The sequence below is a fragment of the Frankia casuarinae genome, assembly GCF_000013345.1.
GTDB classification, from domain to species: Bacteria; Actinomycetota; Actinomycetes; order Frankiales; family Frankiaceae; genus Frankia; species Frankia casuarinae.
This window is the reverse complement of record NC_007777.1, coordinates 328,290-347,186: the sequence shown is the minus strand read 5'-3', so window position 1 is coordinate 347,186 and position 18,897 is coordinate 328,290. Positions and strand designations below refer to the sequence as shown.

Sequence of the window (18,897 nt, the reverse complement as noted above, 5' to 3'; positions counted from 1 at the left end):
ACGGTCGACGTCGCGGCCAGTCGGACGCGCAGCGAAGCTAGATCGGAAACGGCGCGATTGTTACGAATCCGGATTGACTAGTTGTCGCACGAGGGAGGGTCCGGGAAATTCTGCCGGTATAGCGTCCATGAGGGTCTCATCGGCAGACTGGCCGAGCCAATACCCGGACTGTCGCCGTTCCCCGATCTTCCGGAATCCGGCCTTCTCGTAGGCGCGGATTGCTCCTGTGTTCGGGGTCAGCACCGACAGGTAGACGCATCGAAGATTGGAAATATGAAAGGCGTAATCGAGTGTTAGGCGGGTAGCTTCGGTTCCTATACCTTTGCCTCGGCTGGACGGGTTGAGCTGGATTATAAACTCGCCGGTCCGTACGTGATGATCGATGAGTACGGCAGTGGTCCCCACAGGGGTTGGCGGGGTTGTCGTTATGTCGTAGACGGTGAATCGTAGTTGATCGTCGGTACCTCGTGCCTGATGCTGGACTCCTTCTCGCCGGTTTTCGAGTGAGTCCGGAGTCTGACGACCGTATCCGACCAATACACTCGGGTCTTGTTCCCACTAGAGTTTCGCAGTTTTCTTGATCCAGATCAGTGTCTGGCAACGGCTGGATAATTTTCCCGATTGCTTTCGGGTGGATGATTCCCTGGTGCCTGCCGGTGGTATCGCGGTGCGTGGCGGAGGGGTGGAAGGCCAGCGCGAGGGGCTGGTGGCGGGAGCATCAGCGTTTCCTGTACCAACCCGAAAGTTGGACGCCGATGCTCCCGGACGTGACGATACCGGTTTCTCTGGCGGTGCTGCTGGAGGGTTTCCGGCCGTGTTTCACCGCGCCGTCGTTCCGGACGTTCCGGGCGCTCGTCGTGGGGATGCTCGCCACCGGCGGGCGGCGCACGGTGTGCGGGATGCTCGTCGGCGCGGGCCTGTCCACGCTGTGGCCGCACGACCGGGCGCACCGGTTTTTCGCGCGGGCGGTCTGGTCGCCGGAGAAGGTCGGCCTGGCGCTCGCCCGGCTCGTCGTCGACCGCCTCGTCCCGGCCGGGCCGCTGCACGTCGTCGTCGATGACACCCTGTTCCACCGGGCGGGGAAGAAGGTGTGGGCGGTGGGCTGGTTCCACGACGGATCCGCGAAGGGGCCAGACCAGGTCGGGTTCGGCAACAACTGGGTGATCGTCGGCCTCGTCGTGCCGGCGCCGCTGCTCGGCCGGCCGGTCTGCCTGCCGGTCCTGGCCCGCCTGGTCCGCAAGGACACCGTCTCGGCCTCGCGGCTCTGGCTGGCCGCCCGCGCGGTCGAACAGCTGGCCGGGGCGTTCCCCGCCCGCCGGGTCCACGTCGTCGCGGATGCCGCCTACGCCGGCGACGAGCTCAGGGGACTGCCGGCCTCGGTGACCTGGACGACCCGGCTCCGCCGCGACGCCGCCCTGTTCGCCCCCGCCCCACCCCGCACCGGGAGACGTGGCCGGCCCCGACTCAAGGGCGACCGGTTGCCCTCCCTCGCCCAGCTCGCCGCGGCCGCGACGTTCCGCCCGACGGCCGTGACCCGCTACGGCCGCGCCGGGACCGTGCACACGGCGGTCATCCGCTGCCTGTGGTACGGAGTGTTCGGCCCCCGCCCCGTCACCGTCGTCCTCGTCCGCGACACCGACCGGCCCGGGACCTACGACCTCGCGCTCGTCACGACCGACACCCTGACCAGGCCCGCCGAGCTCGTCGCCCGCTATGCGGCCCGCTGGTCGATCGAGGTCGCGATCGCGGACGCGAAGCAGATCTTCGGGGTCGGCCAGGCCCGCAACCGACTCACCGCCGCCGTCGAACGCACCGTCCCGTTCGGCCTGGCCTGCCAGACCCTCGCCTTCGCCTGGTACCTCACCACCGGCCACCACCACGGCGACGCCGCCGACCACCGCGCCCGCACCCCCTGGTACACCACCAAGACCCGCCCCTGCACCGCCGACCTCGCCGTCAAGCTCCGCCGCGTCCTGATCACCACCCAATATCAGCCCACACGGCCCGCGAACCCGACCGACGCGGAAATCCACACCCTCCGCCTCGCCTGGGCCACCACCGACAGCGCCCTCGCGGCCTGACCAGCCCCCATCCCGGCCCCACAGCCCGGGAACCAGACAAAACAGACATCGACCCGAGACCGCAAACCAGCTCAAACACCCCACCACGAACCAGCACACCAAACACGCACAGAACACGTCTCACGCGACGTCAACCATAAAATTGGAGATCAAGAAAACCGCGAAAGTCGAGTTCCCACTCCCAATACAGCTCGACCAGACTGGCGGAGAAGGGGCCTAGTCCCAATGCCACTTCCACTATTTGGATCTTGGCTGGCTGTGGTGTGTCGGTTCGGGTGGATCTGCCGGGTTGACGGCATGATCCTGGGCTGTGACGGACACGGGTAGCCAGCTGACGGACTGGATCTCGTTGGGGGTCCTGACGTCGTTCGTCTCGCGGGACGCGGTTGATGGGGCGATCGAGGCGACCGGGAGAGGTGCCCGGCGTTCCGACACGACGATCCCGCCGCGGGTCGCGGTCTACTTCGTGATGGCGCTCGCGTTGTTCGCGGACGACGACTACGAGGCGGTCGCGTGCCGGCTCGCCGCCACCCTGGACGATCTCGATGTGGTGGGGCCGCGGTGGGAACCGACCTCGGGCGGGTTGACGAAAGCCCGCCAGCGGCTCGGTTCAGCGCCGCTGGCGGAACTGTTCTGCCAGGTCGCCGGGCCGGTCGCGGACCTCGACACGGTCGGGGCGTTCCTCGGCCCGTGGCGGCTGATGAGTATCGACGGACTGGAGTGGGACGTGCCCGCGTCCAGGGAGAACGTCGCCGCGTTCGGCCTGCCCGCGGGCCGTGACGGCGCGCCGGGGGCGCTCCCGAAGGTCCGCGCGGTCACCGTGTCCGAGTGCGCCTCGCACGCGCCGGTGCTGGCCGCGTTCGGCCCGGCCGGTGGGGCGAAGCCCGCCAGCGAGCAGGCCCCGGCCCGCACCCTGTACCCGCGGCTGGCTGAACGCTGGCTTCTGCTCGCGGACCGCAACTTCTACTCCTGGACGGACTGGTGCACCGCCGCGGACACCGGCGCGGCGTTGCTGTGGCGGGTCAAGGCCAGCCTGCGGCTGCCGCCGCTACGCGCGTTGTCCGACGGCTCGTACCTGACGGTCCTAGTCAACCCGAAGATCGGTGGGAAGGCGCGGGACGCACTCGTCGCCGCGGCCCGGGCCGGTGAGGTACTCGATCCGGCGAAGGCCCGCTACGCCCGTCTCGTCGAGTACGACGTGCCCGACCGCGACGGCGACGGGAAACACGAGATCATCGGCCTGCTCACCACGATCTGTGACCCGCGGGAGGCGACCGCGACCGCCCTGGCCGGGGCGTATCGGCAAAGATGGGAACACGAGATCGGCAACAAGCAGCTCAAGACCTACCTACGTGGCCCGGGGAAGGTCCTGCGCTCGAAGCACCCCGACACCGTCTACCAGGAGATCTACGGCTACCTGCTCACCCACCACGCGATCAGTGCGCTGACCTGCCAGGCCGCGACCGCCGCCGGGATCGACCCCGACCGGATCAAGTTCAAACGCGCTGTGAGGATCATCCGGGACCGGGTCGTCACCGACCCGGCTTTTTCCCCCTGACCAGCGGGCACGCACTCAGGGTGAGACCGCCACCGACATCACCCGACCGACCCGGCTCAACACCCGCCGCGAACGCACCTACCCCCGCGTCGTCCGCCGGGCGCGCCACAACCAGTATCCGGTCAAGAAACCCGGCCAGCGCGGCCTCCGCCACCACGCCCCGCCCACGATCAGGCTCGCCAACCCCACGAAACCCCAGGTAGCAGCTTGATCGACTTAGTGGAAGTGGCATTGCGGCTACGGGTCGGCGCTGCTGGTCGGAGGTCTGTATGCCGCCGGTGCGGCGGTGGTCGGGGCGGTGAGCCTGGCCCGCCGGGACGTCACGGCCTGACAGCACGAATCTGCCAAAGGCAGACGAATGGCGGACTGATGGCGGACGGATCGCCTATCATCACCGCTGATGGCGCCCGGCCGACGACGGGGAATGGCGGTTCGCATGGTGCCTTCCGATCGGAACCGCGGCGACGTCGTCAAGCGGATCGGACGTTGACCCCGCTCAACCGGCTGGTTCGCGAACTCGGTGGCGTCGACGCCTACGCCGTGCTCGGGGTAGCGCGCACCGCCGACCGGGCGGAGATCCGCCGGGCGTACCGGGCCCGCGTCCGGGCTCATCACCCCGACAATCCCGCCAGCCGGGACGCACAGTCCATGCGCACGATGCAGCTCCTCACCGTGTCCCACGAAATCCTCGACAGGTGGCGGGACGAGTACGACGCCCGCCTCACCGGGTCGCCCTCGTCCCCGGCACCGGACGCGGGCGGCCCGGGATCGACGAACCACACCGGCCGGACGAATACCGGCGCCCGCACGAACGCCGGTTGCCGGACGGACACCGGTGCCCGCTGGGATCCCTGGACCGCGGCCGACACCGGCCCGCGGTCGGGCTCACGCATCAGCGACCCGTCATCCCGCACCACCGGCACCACCGGCACCACCGGCACCACCCAGCGTCGCCCGAGGACCGATCGGCCCCGCAGCCGCTGGGAGGAGGAGTTCCGCCCGCCTCCGACCGAACCATTGCGGTGGAACACGCACAACGTGCGGTGGCCTGGGCCAGGGGACACCGGCGGTCACTACTACTCGAGCGGACATCACTACTCGACCGGCTACCCACGGAATCGACACAACGACACCGGCCCCCATCCGGGCTGGCCCGGAACACAGGCCCACCGACCCGCCGAACCCCACCAGACGCTCCGGCGGCACGCGCAGACACCACGGCACGCGCAGACACCACGGCACGCGCGGACGCGGCAGCGGCCGGGGACCGAGGCGACGCCAAAGGTCGGCAATTACCTGGCTCTCGCGATCCTGACGACATTCCTGTGCGCACCGCTCGGCGTGATGGGGATCATCAACTCCTCGCGCGCGTCGAATCGACTCCTTGCCCACGACGTCGCCGGGGCGCGCCGGGCATCGCGTCGCAGCCTGGCCTGGTGCCTGGCCGGACTCGTGTTCGGCCTCCTCTTCCTCGCGTCTCTCTCGGTGATGGCGGGGCTCTGCGGCGGGAGCTCCATCGGCTGACGAGCCGACAAGCGAGCCAAGCCGACGGCCGTTACGACGAGAGCCTGACTCTCGGTCAGGCCACGCTCCTTCAGGTGCGAGCGGGTGGGAGCGTCGAATACGACGTGCTGGAATCGGTCTCGAAGCCGCCGGCCAAGCCGATGACGAGGATGACCAGGAACACCACGATGATCGAGATGGCCGAGATGATGCACCACATCCTGGCCTTCTTGGAGGCGTCCAGCGCGCCGTTGATGTCGCCGATCTGCTGGCGGCTCTGCACCTTGGTGGCATAGACGATTGCCACCACACCGGCGGGCAGACAGCACAGCAGGGTGACCACGATCGACTGCCACAGGTAGGTCGGGATCGGCTGGTTGTAGGGCGGAGGTGGGCCGAACCCACCCGGGCCGCCGTATCCCAGCGGGGCACCGTAGCCCTGCGGCGCGCCGTACCCACCGGGCGGGGGTCCATAGCCGGGCGGTGGAGGGCCGTAGCCGCCCTGGTCATAACCGCCCTGGCCACCGTAACCACCCTGGCCGTAACCGCCCTGGTCATAACCGCCCTGGCCACCGTAACCACCCTGGCCGTAGCCGCCCTGGTCATAACCCCCTTGACCGTGACCGCCGGCGGGAGGGTACTCGGGTGGCTGGGACATTGGGTGCTCTCCTGTTGTCGTCGTGGCGGGCGAGCCGGTGAACGGCCCCGCCACCGCGCCTGGCCGCATAACCCCCGGGGCGCTCGACCAGGCACCGCGGACACTCCACCGGCGCGTGATCCCCGACCCGTGCGCGGAATCCGTGACGCGAGGTGGGTTGACCACCAGGCACATCCCAGGCTCCGCGCGCGCACATTGTGGCACAGCCAGCGTGTCGACCAACCGGCGTGCCGACCAACCGGGCTCCACGCCACCCGAGAGCCTCACCGCCCGAAACCCCCGAGTTCCGACAAGTCGGCCTAGCACGTCGGTGTAGTGTCTCGTCCGAACTATCTAGACACGGCAGCCGGCGTCGAGGGGGCGACCGGAGGCCGGTCCGGTCCGTCTCAGGCTGCTGTGCGACATGGAGGTCATCCGCTTCGATGCCGAAGCCGGGACCCGGGGGGTCCTGACGACACTGCCACGCACGGAGGGATACCCGCGGTGAAGCACCGAGCGGAGGGCAATCCCAGCCCGCCGAGAGTCCGATCCGGTTCCCGGCGCGGGCGCCGCCGTCCGCGTCACCCTGCCTGGATCGCGTCGCTAGGCGTGATGGCTCTGGTCGCCGCCGTAGTCGGGTGGACCCTCGTCCCCGAACGCGACACCGGGGGCGAGGGCTCGGCGACAGTCGAGGCCACCGCCATCCAGCACGGGAAGCCCCGACACGGCGATGACCTCCGGGTGCAACCCAGCCTCTCGGCGGGCAGCGCCTCGGCGGGCACGACCGGCGGAAACTCCCGCGCGACCGTCGGCTCGCCGTCGCCCGCCCCGGTGCCCGCGGGCACCCCGGCCGGTACGGCCCCACGGACCACCGCCAGGCCGACGACCCCCGGCGCCGCGGCCCGGGTCACGAAGCCTGCGGTACAAGTGCCCGTTATCCCCGTCGGTGGTGGGGGCGGTTCGGTGCCCGGCGGCATGAGCGGCGTCGCCGCGGGGACGATGACGCAGGTGCGGGCCTGGGAGAGCTTCCGCGGCTCGCCGGTCAACGTCGTGCTCACCTTCACCGACAGGTCGAGCTGGCAGACCATGACGAACCCGTGGCTCGGCTCGGGCCCGGAGAAGTTCTCGACCTTCGCCGGCACCTGGGTCATCTCGCAGTCCTTCTACCCCACGGGCGGTGGGGACATGAACTCCTGCGCGAGCGGCGCCTACAACGGCCACTGGGCGGACTTCGGCCGGTGGCTGGTGGCGAAGGGCCGCCCGGCGAGCGTCATCCGGCTCGCCTGGGAGTTCAACGGCGACTGGTTCCCGTGGTCGGTCTCCAAGACCAACCCCACCACCTGGGTGAACTGCTTCCGCCAGGTTGTCAGCGCGATCCGCTCGACGGATCCGCAGGCCCGCATCGACTGGGCGCTGAATGCGCACAGCAGCGGAGCCTGGGCCGTCTACCCCGGTGACCAGTACGTCGACATCATCGGCATCGACAGCTACGACCAATGGCCGGCGAGCACGGACGACGCTGCCTTCGCCAGTCAGTGTCACGCCGAAGCCGGGCTCTGCTCGACGATCGCGTTCGCCCGCCAGCACGGCAAGCAGTTCTCGGTCCCAGAATGGGGACTCGTCGGGAAGAGTGATACCGGGGCGGGCCGCGCCGGCCAGGCCGGCGGCGACAACCCGGTGTACATCCGCAACATGTACCAGACGTTCGCCGCGAACCGCGACATCCTCGCCTACGAGACGTACTTCAGCGATTCGTCACCCGGGAACGTGCACTCCTCCCTGGTGAACCCGACAGAGCATCCCGCTGGCGCGGCCACCTACGCCTCGCTCTGGTAGCGCCTTGCTCTGGTAACGCCCCGCCCCGATAGCGGCACGGCTCCGACCGGATCGCAGCCGCCGGGAGCTAGGGACCGGTGGGAGCCGCGCGGAACCGCTCGATGTCGGCGTCGGAACCGCGCAGCTCGACCCGGGCGACCTGGCCCCGCCCGAACGCGTACAGCACGATCTCCTCAGGTGGCCCGACGATCTCCACCACCGGCTCGCCGCCGTGCAAGGCGCGCCGGCCAGGAGCGTCCGTACGCTCCGCCACGACACCCAGGCCGGCTCGCCGGAACCCGGCGAACCCGATCAGCAGCAGAGCGGTCCACATCGCGTCACGGCTTCTGGTGTCAAGCTCGCGAGGCTCCCAGCCAGGGGCGGCGCGGCGGATGTCCTCGGCGTGCACGAAGAACTCGACCAGGTTCATGGCATCGTCGATCAGGCCGATGCGGGTCGGCTGCCACCACGGCGGCCCGGCACGGAACGTCTCGACCAACTCGGGAAAGGTGTGGGCCCGCATGGTGGCCCGCTCGGCCCGCTCCGTGATGCCGTGCAGCCGACCGACGATGAGCCCGGGAGCGGCCCACGGCACCCGCTCGCGGGTGACCAGGTGCGCCACCAGATCATGGTTCGTCCATCCGGCGCAGAGGGTGGACGCCGCCGGGCCACGCTCGGCCAGCAGGTCCGCGAGCTCCCGCCGCTGCGCACGGGCCCCTGGCCGGGTGAGAACCGCTCCTGACCCCATCATGTGCGGCACTCTAGGCGATGAGGCGACTCACGGCGGGTCTCTGGCCGTTAGAAGTCTCCGGTTAGGGAAAGTGAACCGGAAGGTGGTTCCGTCCTTCACCGCGCCGTCCAGCCAGATCCGGCCGCCGTGGAACTCGACGATCTTGCGACACAACGCCAGCCCGATGCCCGTGCCCTCGTAGACATCCCGGCCGTGCAGCCGCTGGAAGATCACGAAAATCTTCTCGGCGTACTCCGGATCGATTCCGATCCCGTTGTCGGCGCAGTACAGCTCCCACTCGTCCGCCCGGTCGACGACACCGACATGCACGGCGGGAACCGTCTCGGCCCGGAACTTCAGCGCGTTCCCGATCAGGTTCGCGAACAGCTGGGTGAGCAGGACGGGGTCCCCGCGCACGACCGGCAGATCATCCGCGGTGACCTCGGCCCGGGCGCTCTCGATCGCGATGGACAGCGCTCCCACCGCCCGGTCGAAGATCTCCCCCAGGGACACATCGACGAAACCGTCAGTAGTCCGCCCCACCCGGGAGAAGGCCAGCAGATCGTTGATGAGCTGCTGCATCCGCTTCGCGCCGTCCACCGCGAAAGCGATGTACTGGCTGCCCCGCTCGTCGAGCCTGTCACCGTAGCGTCGCTCCAGGAGCTGGCAGAAACTCGCCACCTTCCGCAGCGGCTCCTGCAGGTCGTGCGAGGCGACATAGGCGAACTGTTCCAGGTCACGATTGGAGCGCCGCAGCGCCTCGGCCTGCGCCTCCACCGCGGACCGCGCCGCCCGCGCGACCCCGAGCTCCCCGATCAGCTGGCGTCGCATCGACTCCACGTCGGCGGCGAGCGAGGCGATGTCCGGGGGACCGGTCGGCTCGACCACGTGATCGAGATGTCCGGAGGCGACGGTTCGCGCATCGTCGCTCACCCGCTCGAGCGGGCGGGTGACCCAGGACCGTAGCGCCCGCGCGATGACCGCCAGGAGTACGGCCATGACGGCCGCGCCGGTCACCAGCGCGAAGATCAGGAAACGGAGCGCCGCCGTGACGTGCTGGCGGGCCCGGACTTCCCTGGCCCGCAGGTCCGCCTCGAGGTCCCCGGCCGCGGCGCGGACCGCCTCGAAGCGGGTCTTGCCGAACTCCGGTGACAACAGGCGGGCCGCCGCGGGACCGCCCACCCGCACCGCGTTGATGGCCGGATCGGCGTAGTCGCCGTGCCAGGCCCGGATCCGGTCCTCCAGCACGGCGAGCCTCGCCAGCAGGTCGGGGCGCTCCACGAGCCGTCGGTGCAGGTCCGCGAGCAGCGTGCGCTCGGCCCTGCGCCCTTCGTTGTAGGGCTCCAGGAAGTCCTCGCTGCCCTGAAGCAGGTAGCCCCGCATCCCGGTCTCCTGGTCGACCAGGCTGGAGACCAGTTCGGTGGAGCTCAGCAGAGCCGGGGCGAGGACGTCGCTGCGCGTGTGGAGGGCGTCATCAAGCCGGACCAACGACGAGACGACGAGACCAGCGACGATCATCAGCACCATCGCCGCCACCGCGTAGGTCACCTCGAGTCGACGGCGCAGGCGCCAGACGGACCCGACCCGGCCGCGCTCCACCGCTCCGCTCGGCCCCGCGTCGCCCGCTCCCCCGTCGGTGACGTTCGGGTGGGTGACGTTCGGGTGGGTGCGCTCCGGCATCAGCCGGCACCCCAGATCAGCAGCAGGAGCGCGACGTCGTCGGTCAGCGGGCCGCCATTGCGCGCCTCCACCCGGTCGATCAGGTTGTCGAGCAGCCCGTCGGGGTCGTCGGCGGGCCAGAGTTTGGCGATCTCGGGCAGCACGCCCTCCCAGCCCAGCGGTTCCCCGCCCGGTCCCTCCCGCCCCTCCAGCAGGCCGTCCGTGGCGAGCAGGAGCGCCCAGTGCGGCCCGAGCTCGATCCGCACCTCCTCGGAGAGGTCGTCGTCGACGATGCCAAGAGCCGGACCGACGACGTCGCCCGGCAGCGCCGACAGCCGCGGATGCAACAGCGCCGGCGGCGGATGACCGGCCAGCCGCATCCGCGCCGAGGTCCGGTCGGGAGCGATCGCGAGGGTGCACACCGTCGCGAAGATCTCATCCTGTTCCCGCTCGCTCACCAGCACGCGTTGGAGATACCCGAGCCGGTCGGGTTCCGGAACACCGGCGAGGACCAACGTGCGCCACGCGATCCGCAGGCTCACCCCGAGCGCCGCCTCGTCCGGGCCGTGCCCGCAGACGTCGCCGAGCAGGACGTGGAGCGTGCCGTCCGCGGTGGACACCATGTCGTAGAAGTCCCCGCCGAGCAGGGACTGCTGCCGGCCGGGGCGGTACCGGGCGTCGTGATGCAACCGGCCGTCGTCGATGAGTGGCCGGGGTAACAGGCCGCGTTCGAGGCGGGCCCGCTCGTCCGCCAGCAGCTCCGACTCCCGCAGCGCCTGCGCGGCGGTGTCGGCCCGCTTGCGCTCAATCGCGTACCGGACGGCCCGGACCAGGTCCCGCCCGTCGACCTGACCCTTGACGAGATAGTCCTGCGCGCCCGCGGCGACCGCCTGCGCCCCCCGGTACTCGTCAACCAGACCGGTGAGCACCACGACCGGCGCTCCCGCCTCGACCGTGAGCAACCGGCGTAGCGCCGACAGGCCCTCGCTGTCCGGCAGCCCGAGATCCAGCAGCACGCACGCGACGTGCTCGCTGCGACGGGCGGCTTCGGCCACCGTGCGCACCCGGGTCAGCTCGACCGGAGCGGAGACCTCGTCGAGGAGCTCGGACACCAGATAGGCGTCGGCATCATCATCCTCGACCAACAGCACCGGCCAGATCACTTTTACGGGATCAGCGTTCGGCGCCCGCATCGCGGTGCCCTCGGTTCCTGACACATCTCCTCGGCATTGCACGACACGAGGCCATACCGGCCCAACCCGGACTCGAAGCATGGCACGACCACGGCGCCCGTGCGCATCGGAACGCCGAACCGGAGTGGACCGCGGCCAGGAAGACCGTCAGGAAGACAGAGCGCGACGGGCTCCGGAAGACCGGGCTCAGGAAGACATGGTGGGCCTACGGAAACGACGGCAGTCGCAAGGACGGATCAATGAGCGGCGATGTGGCCACCAGTGACGTTGTGGCTACCAGCGGTGGTGTCGCCCTGCGCGCCTTCCTTCCCTGACGGGGTCTCACCCGCAGCCGGCGCCGTGGGACGGCCCAGCAGGTACCAGCCCCACAGCCCGGCGGGCACCGGGGCCCGCCTCGGCGCGCCGGGCACCTCCCGGGCGTCCATCACGTCGAGCAGGTGATCCCAGTAGCCCGTCAGGCGGGCCGCCAGGCTTCCACCGAACAGCCTGCTGTGCAGAAGGTGCGGATGCGGTCGGGTCGGAGCGTGGCGCATCGCGTCGGAGAAGCGGTCGAGGAGATCCCGGCGCTCGTCGTCGGACAGCTCGGCCATCAGCTCACGCAGAAGTTCGTCCTCCAGCGTCGCATGTTCGACCATCAACGCGGCCAGATCCCGGCGCAGGTTCGCGACCGGCTCCGCGGGCCGGTTGAGGTCCCCCTGGACGTACTGTTCAATGCCGCGCATCACCGAGGAGCAGCGCCGCGCCAAGCGGCCCAGGTCCGCCACCCGCGCCCGGCCGCCCACGACCCGGCGGGCCATCTCCGGGTAGACCACCGACTCCATCGCGCTCAGGTGCGCGGAGACGGCGGCCACGGCCGCGTCGCTGGCGCGCAGCGCCTGCCGCGGGTCGGTCGACGGACCATCCACGTCACCGTGGGCACCGACGTCGCGCGAGAGCTCGATCAGACGGACGGCATCCTGATGCGCGGCCTCCACCAAGGTCACCAACGTCTCGGCCATGACCACCTCGCAGCCCATGGGCGGATACCCAGCGGAGAGCTACCGGGATCCAAAGCTACGCCTATCCGACCCGGTCCGCATCTCGGCAGCCACCACGCAGCCGTAACCCGGTACCCACAAAGGGTGCCAGTCGCCTCGCTCGGCACCTACACTCTCAGGCTTGGTCCCCGTGGTGTCCGGCCGTGGCCGCGCCGAACGGCACCGTCACCGGGCGAGGAACTCGTCGAGATCGGCGAGGAACCTCGTCTCGTCCTCGACCACCAGGCCGCCGACATCGGCGTGGCCGGGCGGACCCGGCTGCGCGAGCACAATCGAACCGGCGCCGTGCCGGATGGTGAGCCGCCGCCCGAGCATCGCGGCCAGTCGCATGGAAGCCGACCCGCAGGCCTCGTCCTCGGTGACGCCGTGCCTGCTGGCGAAGGCCCGGGCCCGCACGACCCCGCCCGGCTCATCCTCCCACGCCCAGAGCTGGGTCAGGTCCTCGGCGGGTGGACGGGGCAGGTCGAGCGCGTCGACCTGGCCCGGGTCCGCGAGCATCTCATGCCACCAGCAGGGCACGGCGGCCAGGGCGCCGCGGACCCAGACCCGGCCCTGCTCCTGCCAGCTGACCGCCTCGCCGCCGGCCGGGCGGAGGATCTCCGGATGGCCACCGAGCAGCCGACCCAACAGCCAGGCCGACCCCACCAAGGCGTGCCCCGCCATGGGCAGCTCCCCGGTGGGCGTAAAGGTGGCCAGCTCCGCCAACTCCGGGTCGTCGACGAAGACCGTGGCGGGGCAGCCCAGTCGGCGCGCGACGACGGACCGCTCCCGCGCGTCGGGCAGCAGCTTCGCGGCATCCAGCACCACGGCGAGCAGGCTGCCGCCGGCGCCCGTCTCGTCGGCGAACACCCGAAGCGTGCGTACCTCGATCCCGATCACTCGATCCTCCCTGTGACGTATCCCATGCGCCGGACGTGTATCTCACCCTTCGTGCCACACCACGCCGGCACAGTTGCCAGGCATCCGCGTCCACGGTGAAGCCCGGATCGCCTCCGGACGGCCGGCACCGACTTGTCACCATGAAGGTTCACCAGCGGGGAAGGGCGTGGGAGATGCCGACAGGTGGACCTGGACATGGATCGGCGGCAGGGAAGAAGGCAGTGATGCGGGACGACGCGGTGCCGGGCGAAAGGGTACGCGACGAGACGGTACGCGAGACCCGGGGACGCGACGTTGATGGCGCGCGCCCGGACGGCGGCGACCACGGCAGCCAGCATCCCGTTCGGGAGGTGCTGGGGGACGCCCTGGAGCAGGCGTCGGCCAACGCCCATAAGCTCGCCGGCGCGCTGACCCGTCCGGTCTCCCTGGTCCGGGTGGGTCGCAAACGACGCGGGGCGCCCCGCTCCGAGCTACCGCGGACACCGGACGGGCGCGTCATGGCCTGCGGCGTGTACAGCCATGGCCGGCGGGTCACCATGGACATCGACCAGGCCGACGCGCTGCGGTTGGCGCGGTCCGAACGCAACGGGTTCGCCTGGCTCGGCCTGTTCGAGCCGAGCTACGAGCAGCTCACCGCGATCGCCGAGGAGTACAGGCTGGACAAGCTCGCGGTGGAGGACGCGGTCACCGGCCACCAGCGCCCCAAGCTCGAGCAATACGAGAACCACCTGTTCATGGTGCTCAAGACGACCAGTTACGTGGAGCACACCCAGGTAACGGGCACCTCCGAGGTAGTCACCACCGGCGAAATCATGATCTTCCTCGGCGAGGACTTCGTCGTGACCGTGCGGCACGGCAGGCACGGGGAGATGACGAAGCTGCGCGGCCGGCTGGAGGCCAACCCGGAGATGCTCCGGCACGGCCCGACGGCCGTGCTGCACGCCATCTGCGACAGCATTGTGGACGACTACGTCCGCACCGTGGAAAGCATCCAGGCCGACGTCGACCAGATCGAGACGGGCGTCTTCCATCGGGATCAGAAGCCGTCGACGGAAAGCGCCTACCAGATGAAACGCGAGCTTCTGGAGCTCAAGCACGCGGTGCTGCCGCTCGCGGGCCCGTTGCGTACCCTCACCATGGACGCCCCCACGATGGTCGACGTGGCGATGCGCCGTTACTTCCGGGACGTCGCCGACCACCTCGAGCAGGTCAGCGAGCGAATAGCTCACTTCGACGAGCTGCTTTCCTCCGTGCTCCAGGCGACGCTGACGCAGGTGACGATCGCGCAGAACGAGGACATGCGACGGATCAGTGCCTGGGTGGCGATCGGCGCCGTCCCGACCGCCGTCGCCGGGATCTACGGCATGAACTTCGACCACATGCCGGAGCTTCGTCAGACGTGGGGCTACCCGGCCGTCCTGGCCGTCATTACGACGATCTGTCTGTTTCTCTACCGTGCGTTCAAGCGCAACGGCTGGCTCTGACACCGACCTGCATGCTATGCGCGCATAGACCACGACAATGACGGCAGATCCATAGTCCCTTTTTACTATAAGTTGGCTGACGCGACGTATCCGTACGATGGGTTACCCCTGGCCCGCCACGTCGGTTACCGTTACCAACCGTGTCGGAGCAACCGGGTCTCGCGCCAGCCGCTCGGCGCGGTCCCCGCCGACCCCCCACCCCTCGGGGGACTCCATGACCTCGCCTGACCCCAAGAGTCGTAAAACGGCCATCCTGCCCGATCGGGGCGATCTCATCGCGGAGCTCGCCGGCCGGCTGGAGGCCCTCGACGCGCTCCTCAACCGGCTGGAGGATGCCGAGCGGCAGGCCGCCGACGCCAGCGAGCATCTCATCCGGACCCGCCGGTGGCAGGAGGACACGGTCCGGACCATCCAGGAGGAGCGGGCTCGGATGCGCCAGCGCCAGCACGCCCTCGACGAGCTCGCCGACCACGCCCGCGCCGCGGTCGAGGCGCTGGCGCACCACCGCTCGCTGCCCCGTGAGGTCCACGAGCTCGCGGTCGAGCTCCAAGTGCTCGATGCGGCGGGATTCCTCACCCGCCGCGGCTCCCGGTCCCGCTGAGGGGGGTGCACACCCGGCCTCACCCGTCGACTACTTTAAGTAGTCAAAATCGCCCACGGGCCGCGGGAGGGCTACCCGCCCGCCCGCCTCTCACCCGGACCGGCCGCCGCCGCGGACCCCACACGCAACGAAAAACCAGCAGGACAAACGGGGCGCGAAGGGCCTTAGGGCCGCCCGGTCAGCCCGGCCGACCGCGCGGGCCGCCGACGCCGCGCGACGGGAACTTCAACGCGCACTCGCTGTAGTTGGGAAGGACTAGTGTTTACCCACCCCATCCAAGTGGACTAGTCTCACGCCGACGTCACGACAACACCGGGCCGAACGCCGAGTCCTGCCCCCGGCCCCGGTGTCCCCTCCGAGTCGTCATCAGGGGCAGGAGCGGGGGACCCACCTCCACCGGCCGGCGCCGATCCGCGGTGTCGACCTAGGGGTGAAGCTCGACGCGTGAAGGTCACGCGAGAGCCGGGCAGCCCAGCCCGAACCCGACAGCTCACTTCGCAGGCGCACGGGAAGGAATACACCGTTGTCCGCGCAAAGCGTGCAGCTCGACGAAGAAACGCGAGGCGCCGGTCGCGGCCGTCACCGCGCACCCTCCGCGCCCCCGGCCGCCCGCAGCCGGGCCCGGGCCCGCGCCTTCGCCGCCGTGACCACCGGGACCGTCGCGGTCTCCGGAGTGGCTCTCGCCGGCTGCGCCACCGACATCAACGCCGACGCCGCGAAGGACGAGCAGCCGAACACCGCTCCGATCACCCTCGCCGCGCAGATCGGCTCCCAGGCCGCCCTGGGGGGCAGCATCGCCGCCGCGGCGGTCAGCACCCACGGCTCCACCTCCCTGCTCGGCTCGACGGGCGGTGTCGACGCCCCGCCCCTGGCCGGCAAGGTTCAGGTCGGTCTCCGGGTGACCAACCCCGACGTGAGCGTCAGCGCGGACCAGCCGATCGACATCGGCTTCTCGCTCTACAACGAGCAGACCCACGAACCGCTGGCGAACCAGCTGGTCAAGGTGCAGGTGAAGCTCCCCACCGGGTGGGCCACCTTCAAGCACCTTTACACCAACGCCCAGGGCTACGCCTCCTACACGGCCCGGGTGCTCACCACCACGAATGTCACCGCGGTCTTCGACGGCACGGACGCCCTGCAGTCCGCCCGCTCGGCGAACGACGCCACCCTGCGCGTACGGCCGGCGCCCACCCCCCGGCTCGTCCGCAACGCCGCCTGGTCGGATCTCCTCACGACAGGGGACGCCGCGGACCAGGCGTCGGTTCCGGTCCCGTCGAGCTCCCTCGGGGAGAAGGCCGTCTACCTGGCCTCCCTGCAGGCCGGCAAGCCCTACGTCTACGGTGCGGAGGGCCCGAGCTCGTTCGACTGCTCCGGCCTCATCCAGTACATCTTCAAGCAGCTCGGCAGGAGCGTGCCGCGGACGACCGACGCCCAGTTCGCCGCCGCCACCCGGGTGTCGCAGTACAACAAACAGCCCGGCGACCTGATCTTCTTCGGGACACCCGGGAACATTTACCACGTCGGCATCTACGCGGGCGACGGCATGATGTGGGCGGCGCCGCACACCGGCGACGTCGTGTCGCTCAAGAAGATCTATACCACCTCCTACTACGTCGGTCGGATCCTCTAGCGGCCGGTCGGAGCCGGCGCACCGCCCTCATGCCGACGCAACGGCTCACCCGGCTCCGGTGGATCGCCTTCGCGGCTGGGGCGCGGACCACACGAGCCCTGCCAGTCCACGAGCGGCCGGCTACCGAGCCCCTCTCCAGGCGCCGACCCGAAGCCGTGGAAGCCGGACCCGGGACTCCCACCCACCGGCGAAGCCGCGGACAGACCAGCAAGCGGGCCCTGTCACCGCCCGACAACCCGCCTATGTGGTTCCTTTCCAGCTCTCCGGACGGGCCCTCCTTCCGGTGGGACGGACGTCAGATCTCCCCCCCATCTGACGTCCGTCCGGCCGGAAGGCCCCCGATTCCGCCGGCCTTCCCTCGGATTCCCCCCCCATCCGCACGGGAAGGCCGGCGGGCCTCGGGCCCCGGCCGACCAGGTCCGCCGATGCCGCTACCCCCCTCCCGGCGGCATCGGCGGACTTCAGCCCTCGGTCTCTGCCCGGTGCGGAAACCGCCCGGCCCGCTCGCGGGCGCCGCGGTCAGGCCCCCAGCCGGTGACCAGACGAGAACTTCCACAGGGTCTCGCTGACCTTCCGGTCCCAGGAGGCCTCCGGGGCCCGGCCCTCCGGGACACGGTCCTGGCAGGTCGGCCCGGGCTCCGGGTCGAACTGCCCGACGACGCCGACCGCGGCGAACTCCGGCTTACCCGGGGCGCAGGCGGCGGTCAGGGCCAGCCGGGCACCCTCGCCGATCCCCCACACGTAGACCCGGTTCGGATCCACCTTGGTCCGTTTCGTGGAGACGAAGCGGACCACGTCGCGCAGATAGCGCACGTCGGCCCCCTCGGGTCCGTCGATCCGCCACGTGCCGCCCACGGCTTCCGGGAAGGCCACCGCGAAGTCGCGGGAGTTCGCGAGCTTGCCGGCGTCACTCTGCCGGTCAAGTGACTTCGCGTCCGCGTTGTCGTCGTGCAGGATCAACACCAGCGGAAGCGGGTTGGCGGGATCGGACGGGGCCTGGACGAGCAGCTCGCGGCCCGCCGACGCGTAGTCGCCGGGCAGGCTGACCCGCTGGGTCTTCGGGCGGTCACGGGTCCCGAGGTAGCCCCAGACGACCACGATCACGACACCGACGATGAGCACGGTTCTCTTGTTTTTGCCCCACCATCCGGCGAGGGGATTCGACACCACGGTCCAACCGAACCACACCGCTGGCCGGGAAACGCCGCAAACCTGGCAGCAGATGACGACAAGACCGGGGTCAGACCGGGGCCTGTCCGCCTTGTCCCCCCACTTGTCCCCCCAAAAAAAGCCAGGGGACGCGTCAGGTGACGGCCAACGCGCGGCGCCGGGCCTGGCGCAGCACCTCCACCTCGCGGGGCGCGTCCAACGGCGGCAGCGGACCATGGACCCAGCTCAGCAGGAGATCGGCGAGGGCGGGATTCTGCGCGAGCACCGGCCCGTGCAGGTAGGTGCCGATGACCCGGCCATCCACGATGCCGTCCGTTCCGCCGTCACCGTCACCGATCCCGAGCCGGACCGTACCGAGCGGGATGCCGCTCGCGCCGGGCAACCGCCTCGTCCGCCCGGCGTGATTCTCATACCCGTACAGGGTGGGCAGGCCGAGCCGTGCGTCCGGTTCCACCACGATGTCCCCGACCGCACGCGCCGGCGGCGCGTCCGACGGGCCGAAGGAGCGACGGGTCTCCACGTCGACGAGATTCAGCCCCTCGTGGATCTCCCCACCGGATGGGAAGGTCGCGCCGATCACCTGGTAGCCGGCGCACACGGCGAGCACCGCCGCTCCCGAGCTCACCGCTCGCCGGATCGCCCGGTTCTGCCGGATGCCGTCCGCGGCGAGGACCTGCGGTGCGTCCTCGCCGCCGCCGAGCAGGTAGATATCACAGCTCTCGGGCACCGCCGACCCCGCGGGAACGTTCACCACCTCGACCGGCAAACCACGCCAGCGCAGGCGCTGGGACAGCACGATCGCGTTACCGCCGTCGCCGTAGGTACCAAGCAGCTCGGGGTAGATCAGCGCGATCCTGGTCGCAGAGCCGCCCGTCATCGCGTGGATCCCCTCATCTCGCGCACAACCTCACTGCGTGCAC

Annotated in this window: 15 protein-coding genes, 1 pseudogene and 1 riboswitch; of the genes and pseudogenes, 7 read left to right on the top strand and 9 right to left on the bottom strand. The window is 70.2% G+C overall.

All coding sequences use genetic code 11. From position 1 onward, the window contains the following. Positions 1 to 60 precede the first annotated feature (60 nt). Positions 61 to 558, bottom strand: a pseudogene (locus FRANCCI3_RS23900) (GNAT family N-acetyltransferase); the annotation flags it as partial. A 209-nt stretch (positions 559 to 767) separates the two neighbouring features. Here FRANCCI3_RS23900 and FRANCCI3_RS01500 point away from each other — a divergent pair. From FRANCCI3_RS01500 to FRANCCI3_RS23075, 3 genes are all read left to right on the top strand, one after another. Further along, the gene (locus FRANCCI3_RS01500; RefSeq protein ID WP_237704540.1) at positions 768 to 2,081 is read left to right on the top strand and encodes an IS701 family transposase; all 1,314 of its coding nucleotides are present in this window, start codon (positions 768 to 770) and stop codon (positions 2,079 to 2,081) included. Positions 2,082 to 2,391: 310 nt separating this feature from the next. Next, complete coding sequence (locus FRANCCI3_RS01495; RefSeq protein ID WP_011434762.1) at positions 2,392 to 3,639, top strand: IS4 family transposase; 1,248 nt, start codon at positions 2,392 to 2,394, stop codon at positions 3,637 to 3,639. 486 nt (positions 3,640 to 4,125) lie between these two features. Next, positions 4,126 to 5,163 carry a CD225/dispanin family protein gene (locus FRANCCI3_RS23075; protein ID WP_049760811.1) on the top strand — a complete coding sequence of 346 codons (1,038 nt, stop codon included), beginning with the start codon at positions 4,126 to 4,128 and terminating at the stop codon, positions 5,161 to 5,163. Positions 5,164 to 5,233: 70 nt separating this feature from the next. Here FRANCCI3_RS23075 and FRANCCI3_RS01480 read toward each other — a convergent pair whose 3' ends face one another. After that, the gene (locus tag FRANCCI3_RS01480; protein WP_011434760.1) at positions 5,234 to 5,800 is read right to left on the bottom strand and encodes a CD225/dispanin family protein; all 567 of its coding nucleotides are present in this window, start codon (positions 5,798 to 5,800) and stop codon (positions 5,234 to 5,236) included. A 483-nt stretch (positions 5,801 to 6,283) separates the two neighbouring features. Between FRANCCI3_RS01480 and FRANCCI3_RS01475 the strand changes: the two genes are divergently transcribed. Beyond that, positions 6,284 to 7,615, top strand: a complete 1,332-nt coding sequence (locus FRANCCI3_RS01475; RefSeq protein WP_011434759.1) for a glycoside hydrolase family 26 protein — start codon at positions 6,284 to 6,286, stop codon at positions 7,613 to 7,615. A gap of 67 nt (positions 7,616 to 7,682) precedes the next feature. Here the strand turns inward: FRANCCI3_RS01475 and FRANCCI3_RS01470 are convergent, their stop codons facing one another. From FRANCCI3_RS01470 to FRANCCI3_RS01450, 5 genes are all read right to left on the bottom strand, one after another. Then, entirely contained in the window at positions 7,683 to 8,345 is a 663-nt protein-coding gene (locus tag FRANCCI3_RS01470) for a TIGR03085 family metal-binding protein (protein ID WP_011434758.1), read from the bottom strand. A gap of 27 nt (positions 8,346 to 8,372) precedes the next feature. Next, complete coding sequence (locus tag FRANCCI3_RS01465; protein ID WP_011434757.1) at positions 8,373 to 10,004, bottom strand: sensor histidine kinase; 1,632 nt, start codon at positions 10,002 to 10,004, stop codon at positions 8,373 to 8,375. After that, complete coding sequence (locus FRANCCI3_RS01460) at positions 10,004 to 11,176, bottom strand: PP2C family protein-serine/threonine phosphatase (RefSeq protein ID WP_011434756.1); 1,173 nt, start codon at positions 11,174 to 11,176, stop codon at positions 10,004 to 10,006. Before FRANCCI3_RS01460 ends, FRANCCI3_RS01465 begins: the two co-directional genes overlap by 1 nt. A gap of 236 nt (positions 11,177 to 11,412) precedes the next feature. Next, entirely contained in the window at positions 11,413 to 12,174 is a 762-nt protein-coding gene (locus FRANCCI3_RS01455) for a hemerythrin domain-containing protein (RefSeq protein WP_108913358.1), read from the bottom strand. A 204-nt stretch (positions 12,175 to 12,378) separates the two neighbouring features. After that, a complete protein-coding gene (locus FRANCCI3_RS01450) occupies positions 12,379 to 13,092 on the bottom strand; it encodes a PhzF family phenazine biosynthesis protein (RefSeq protein ID WP_011434754.1) in 714 nt (237 codons plus the stop codon). 224 nt (positions 13,093 to 13,316) lie between these two features. Between FRANCCI3_RS01450 and corA the strand changes: the two genes are divergently transcribed. From corA to FRANCCI3_RS01435, 3 genes are all read left to right on the top strand, one after another. Then, complete coding sequence (gene corA, locus FRANCCI3_RS01445; protein WP_023840111.1) at positions 13,317 to 14,576, top strand: magnesium/cobalt transporter CorA; 1,260 nt, start codon at positions 13,317 to 13,319, stop codon at positions 14,574 to 14,576. Positions 14,577 to 14,790: 214 nt separating this feature from the next. Next, a complete protein-coding gene (locus tag FRANCCI3_RS01440; RefSeq protein WP_011434752.1) occupies positions 14,791 to 15,177 on the top strand; it encodes a hypothetical protein in 387 nt (128 codons plus the stop codon). Between the two features lie 351 nt (positions 15,178 to 15,528). Then, positions 15,529 to 15,695, top strand: a riboswitch (cyclic di-AMP (ydaO/yuaA leader). Positions 15,696 to 15,700: 5 nt separating this feature from the next. Next, a complete protein-coding gene (locus tag FRANCCI3_RS01435) occupies positions 15,701 to 16,807 on the top strand; it encodes a C40 family peptidase (RefSeq protein WP_011434751.1) in 1,107 nt (368 codons plus the stop codon). Positions 16,808 to 17,326: 519 nt separating this feature from the next. Here FRANCCI3_RS01435 and FRANCCI3_RS01430 read toward each other — a convergent pair. Continuing rightward, positions 17,327 to 17,995, bottom strand: a complete 669-nt coding sequence (locus FRANCCI3_RS01430) for a PHB depolymerase family esterase (RefSeq protein WP_023840113.1) — start codon at positions 17,993 to 17,995, stop codon at positions 17,327 to 17,329. A 115-nt stretch (positions 17,996 to 18,110) separates the two neighbouring features. Beyond that, entirely contained in the window at positions 18,111 to 18,854 is a 744-nt protein-coding gene (locus FRANCCI3_RS01425; RefSeq protein ID WP_011434749.1) for a type 1 glutamine amidotransferase, read from the bottom strand. Positions 18,855 to 18,897 lie beyond the last annotated feature (43 nt).

What these genes read in the sequence shown, in the direction of transcription:
- FRANCCI3_RS01480 (WP_011434760.1), bottom strand. Translation starts at nt 5,800, where the DNA reads ATGTCCCAGCCACCCGAGTACCCTCCCGCCGGCGGTCACGGTCAAGGG.
- FRANCCI3_RS01470 (WP_011434758.1), bottom strand. Translation starts at nt 8,345, where the DNA reads ATGATGGGGTCAGGAGCGGTTCTCACCCGGCCAGGGGCCCGTGCGCAG.
- FRANCCI3_RS01465 (WP_011434757.1), bottom strand. Translation starts at nt 10,004, where the DNA reads ATGCCGGAGCGCACCCACCCGAACGTCACCCACCCGAACGTCACCGAC.
- FRANCCI3_RS01460 (WP_011434756.1), bottom strand. Translation starts at nt 11,176, where the DNA reads ATGCGGGCGCCGAACGCTGATCCCGTAAAAGTGATCTGGCCGGTGCTG.
- FRANCCI3_RS01455 (WP_108913358.1), bottom strand. Translation starts at nt 12,174, where the DNA reads ATGGCCGAGACGTTGGTGACCTTGGTGGAGGCCGCGCATCAGGATGCC.
- corA (WP_023840111.1), top strand. Translation starts at nt 13,317, where the DNA reads ATGCGGGACGACGCGGTGCCGGGCGAAAGGGTACGCGACGAGACGGTA.
- FRANCCI3_RS01440 (WP_011434752.1), top strand. Translation starts at nt 14,791, where the DNA reads ATGACCTCGCCTGACCCCAAGAGTCGTAAAACGGCCATCCTGCCCGAT.
- FRANCCI3_RS01425 (WP_011434749.1), bottom strand. Translation starts at nt 18,854, where the DNA reads ATGACGGGCGGCTCTGCGACCAGGATCGCGCTGATCTACCCCGAGCTG.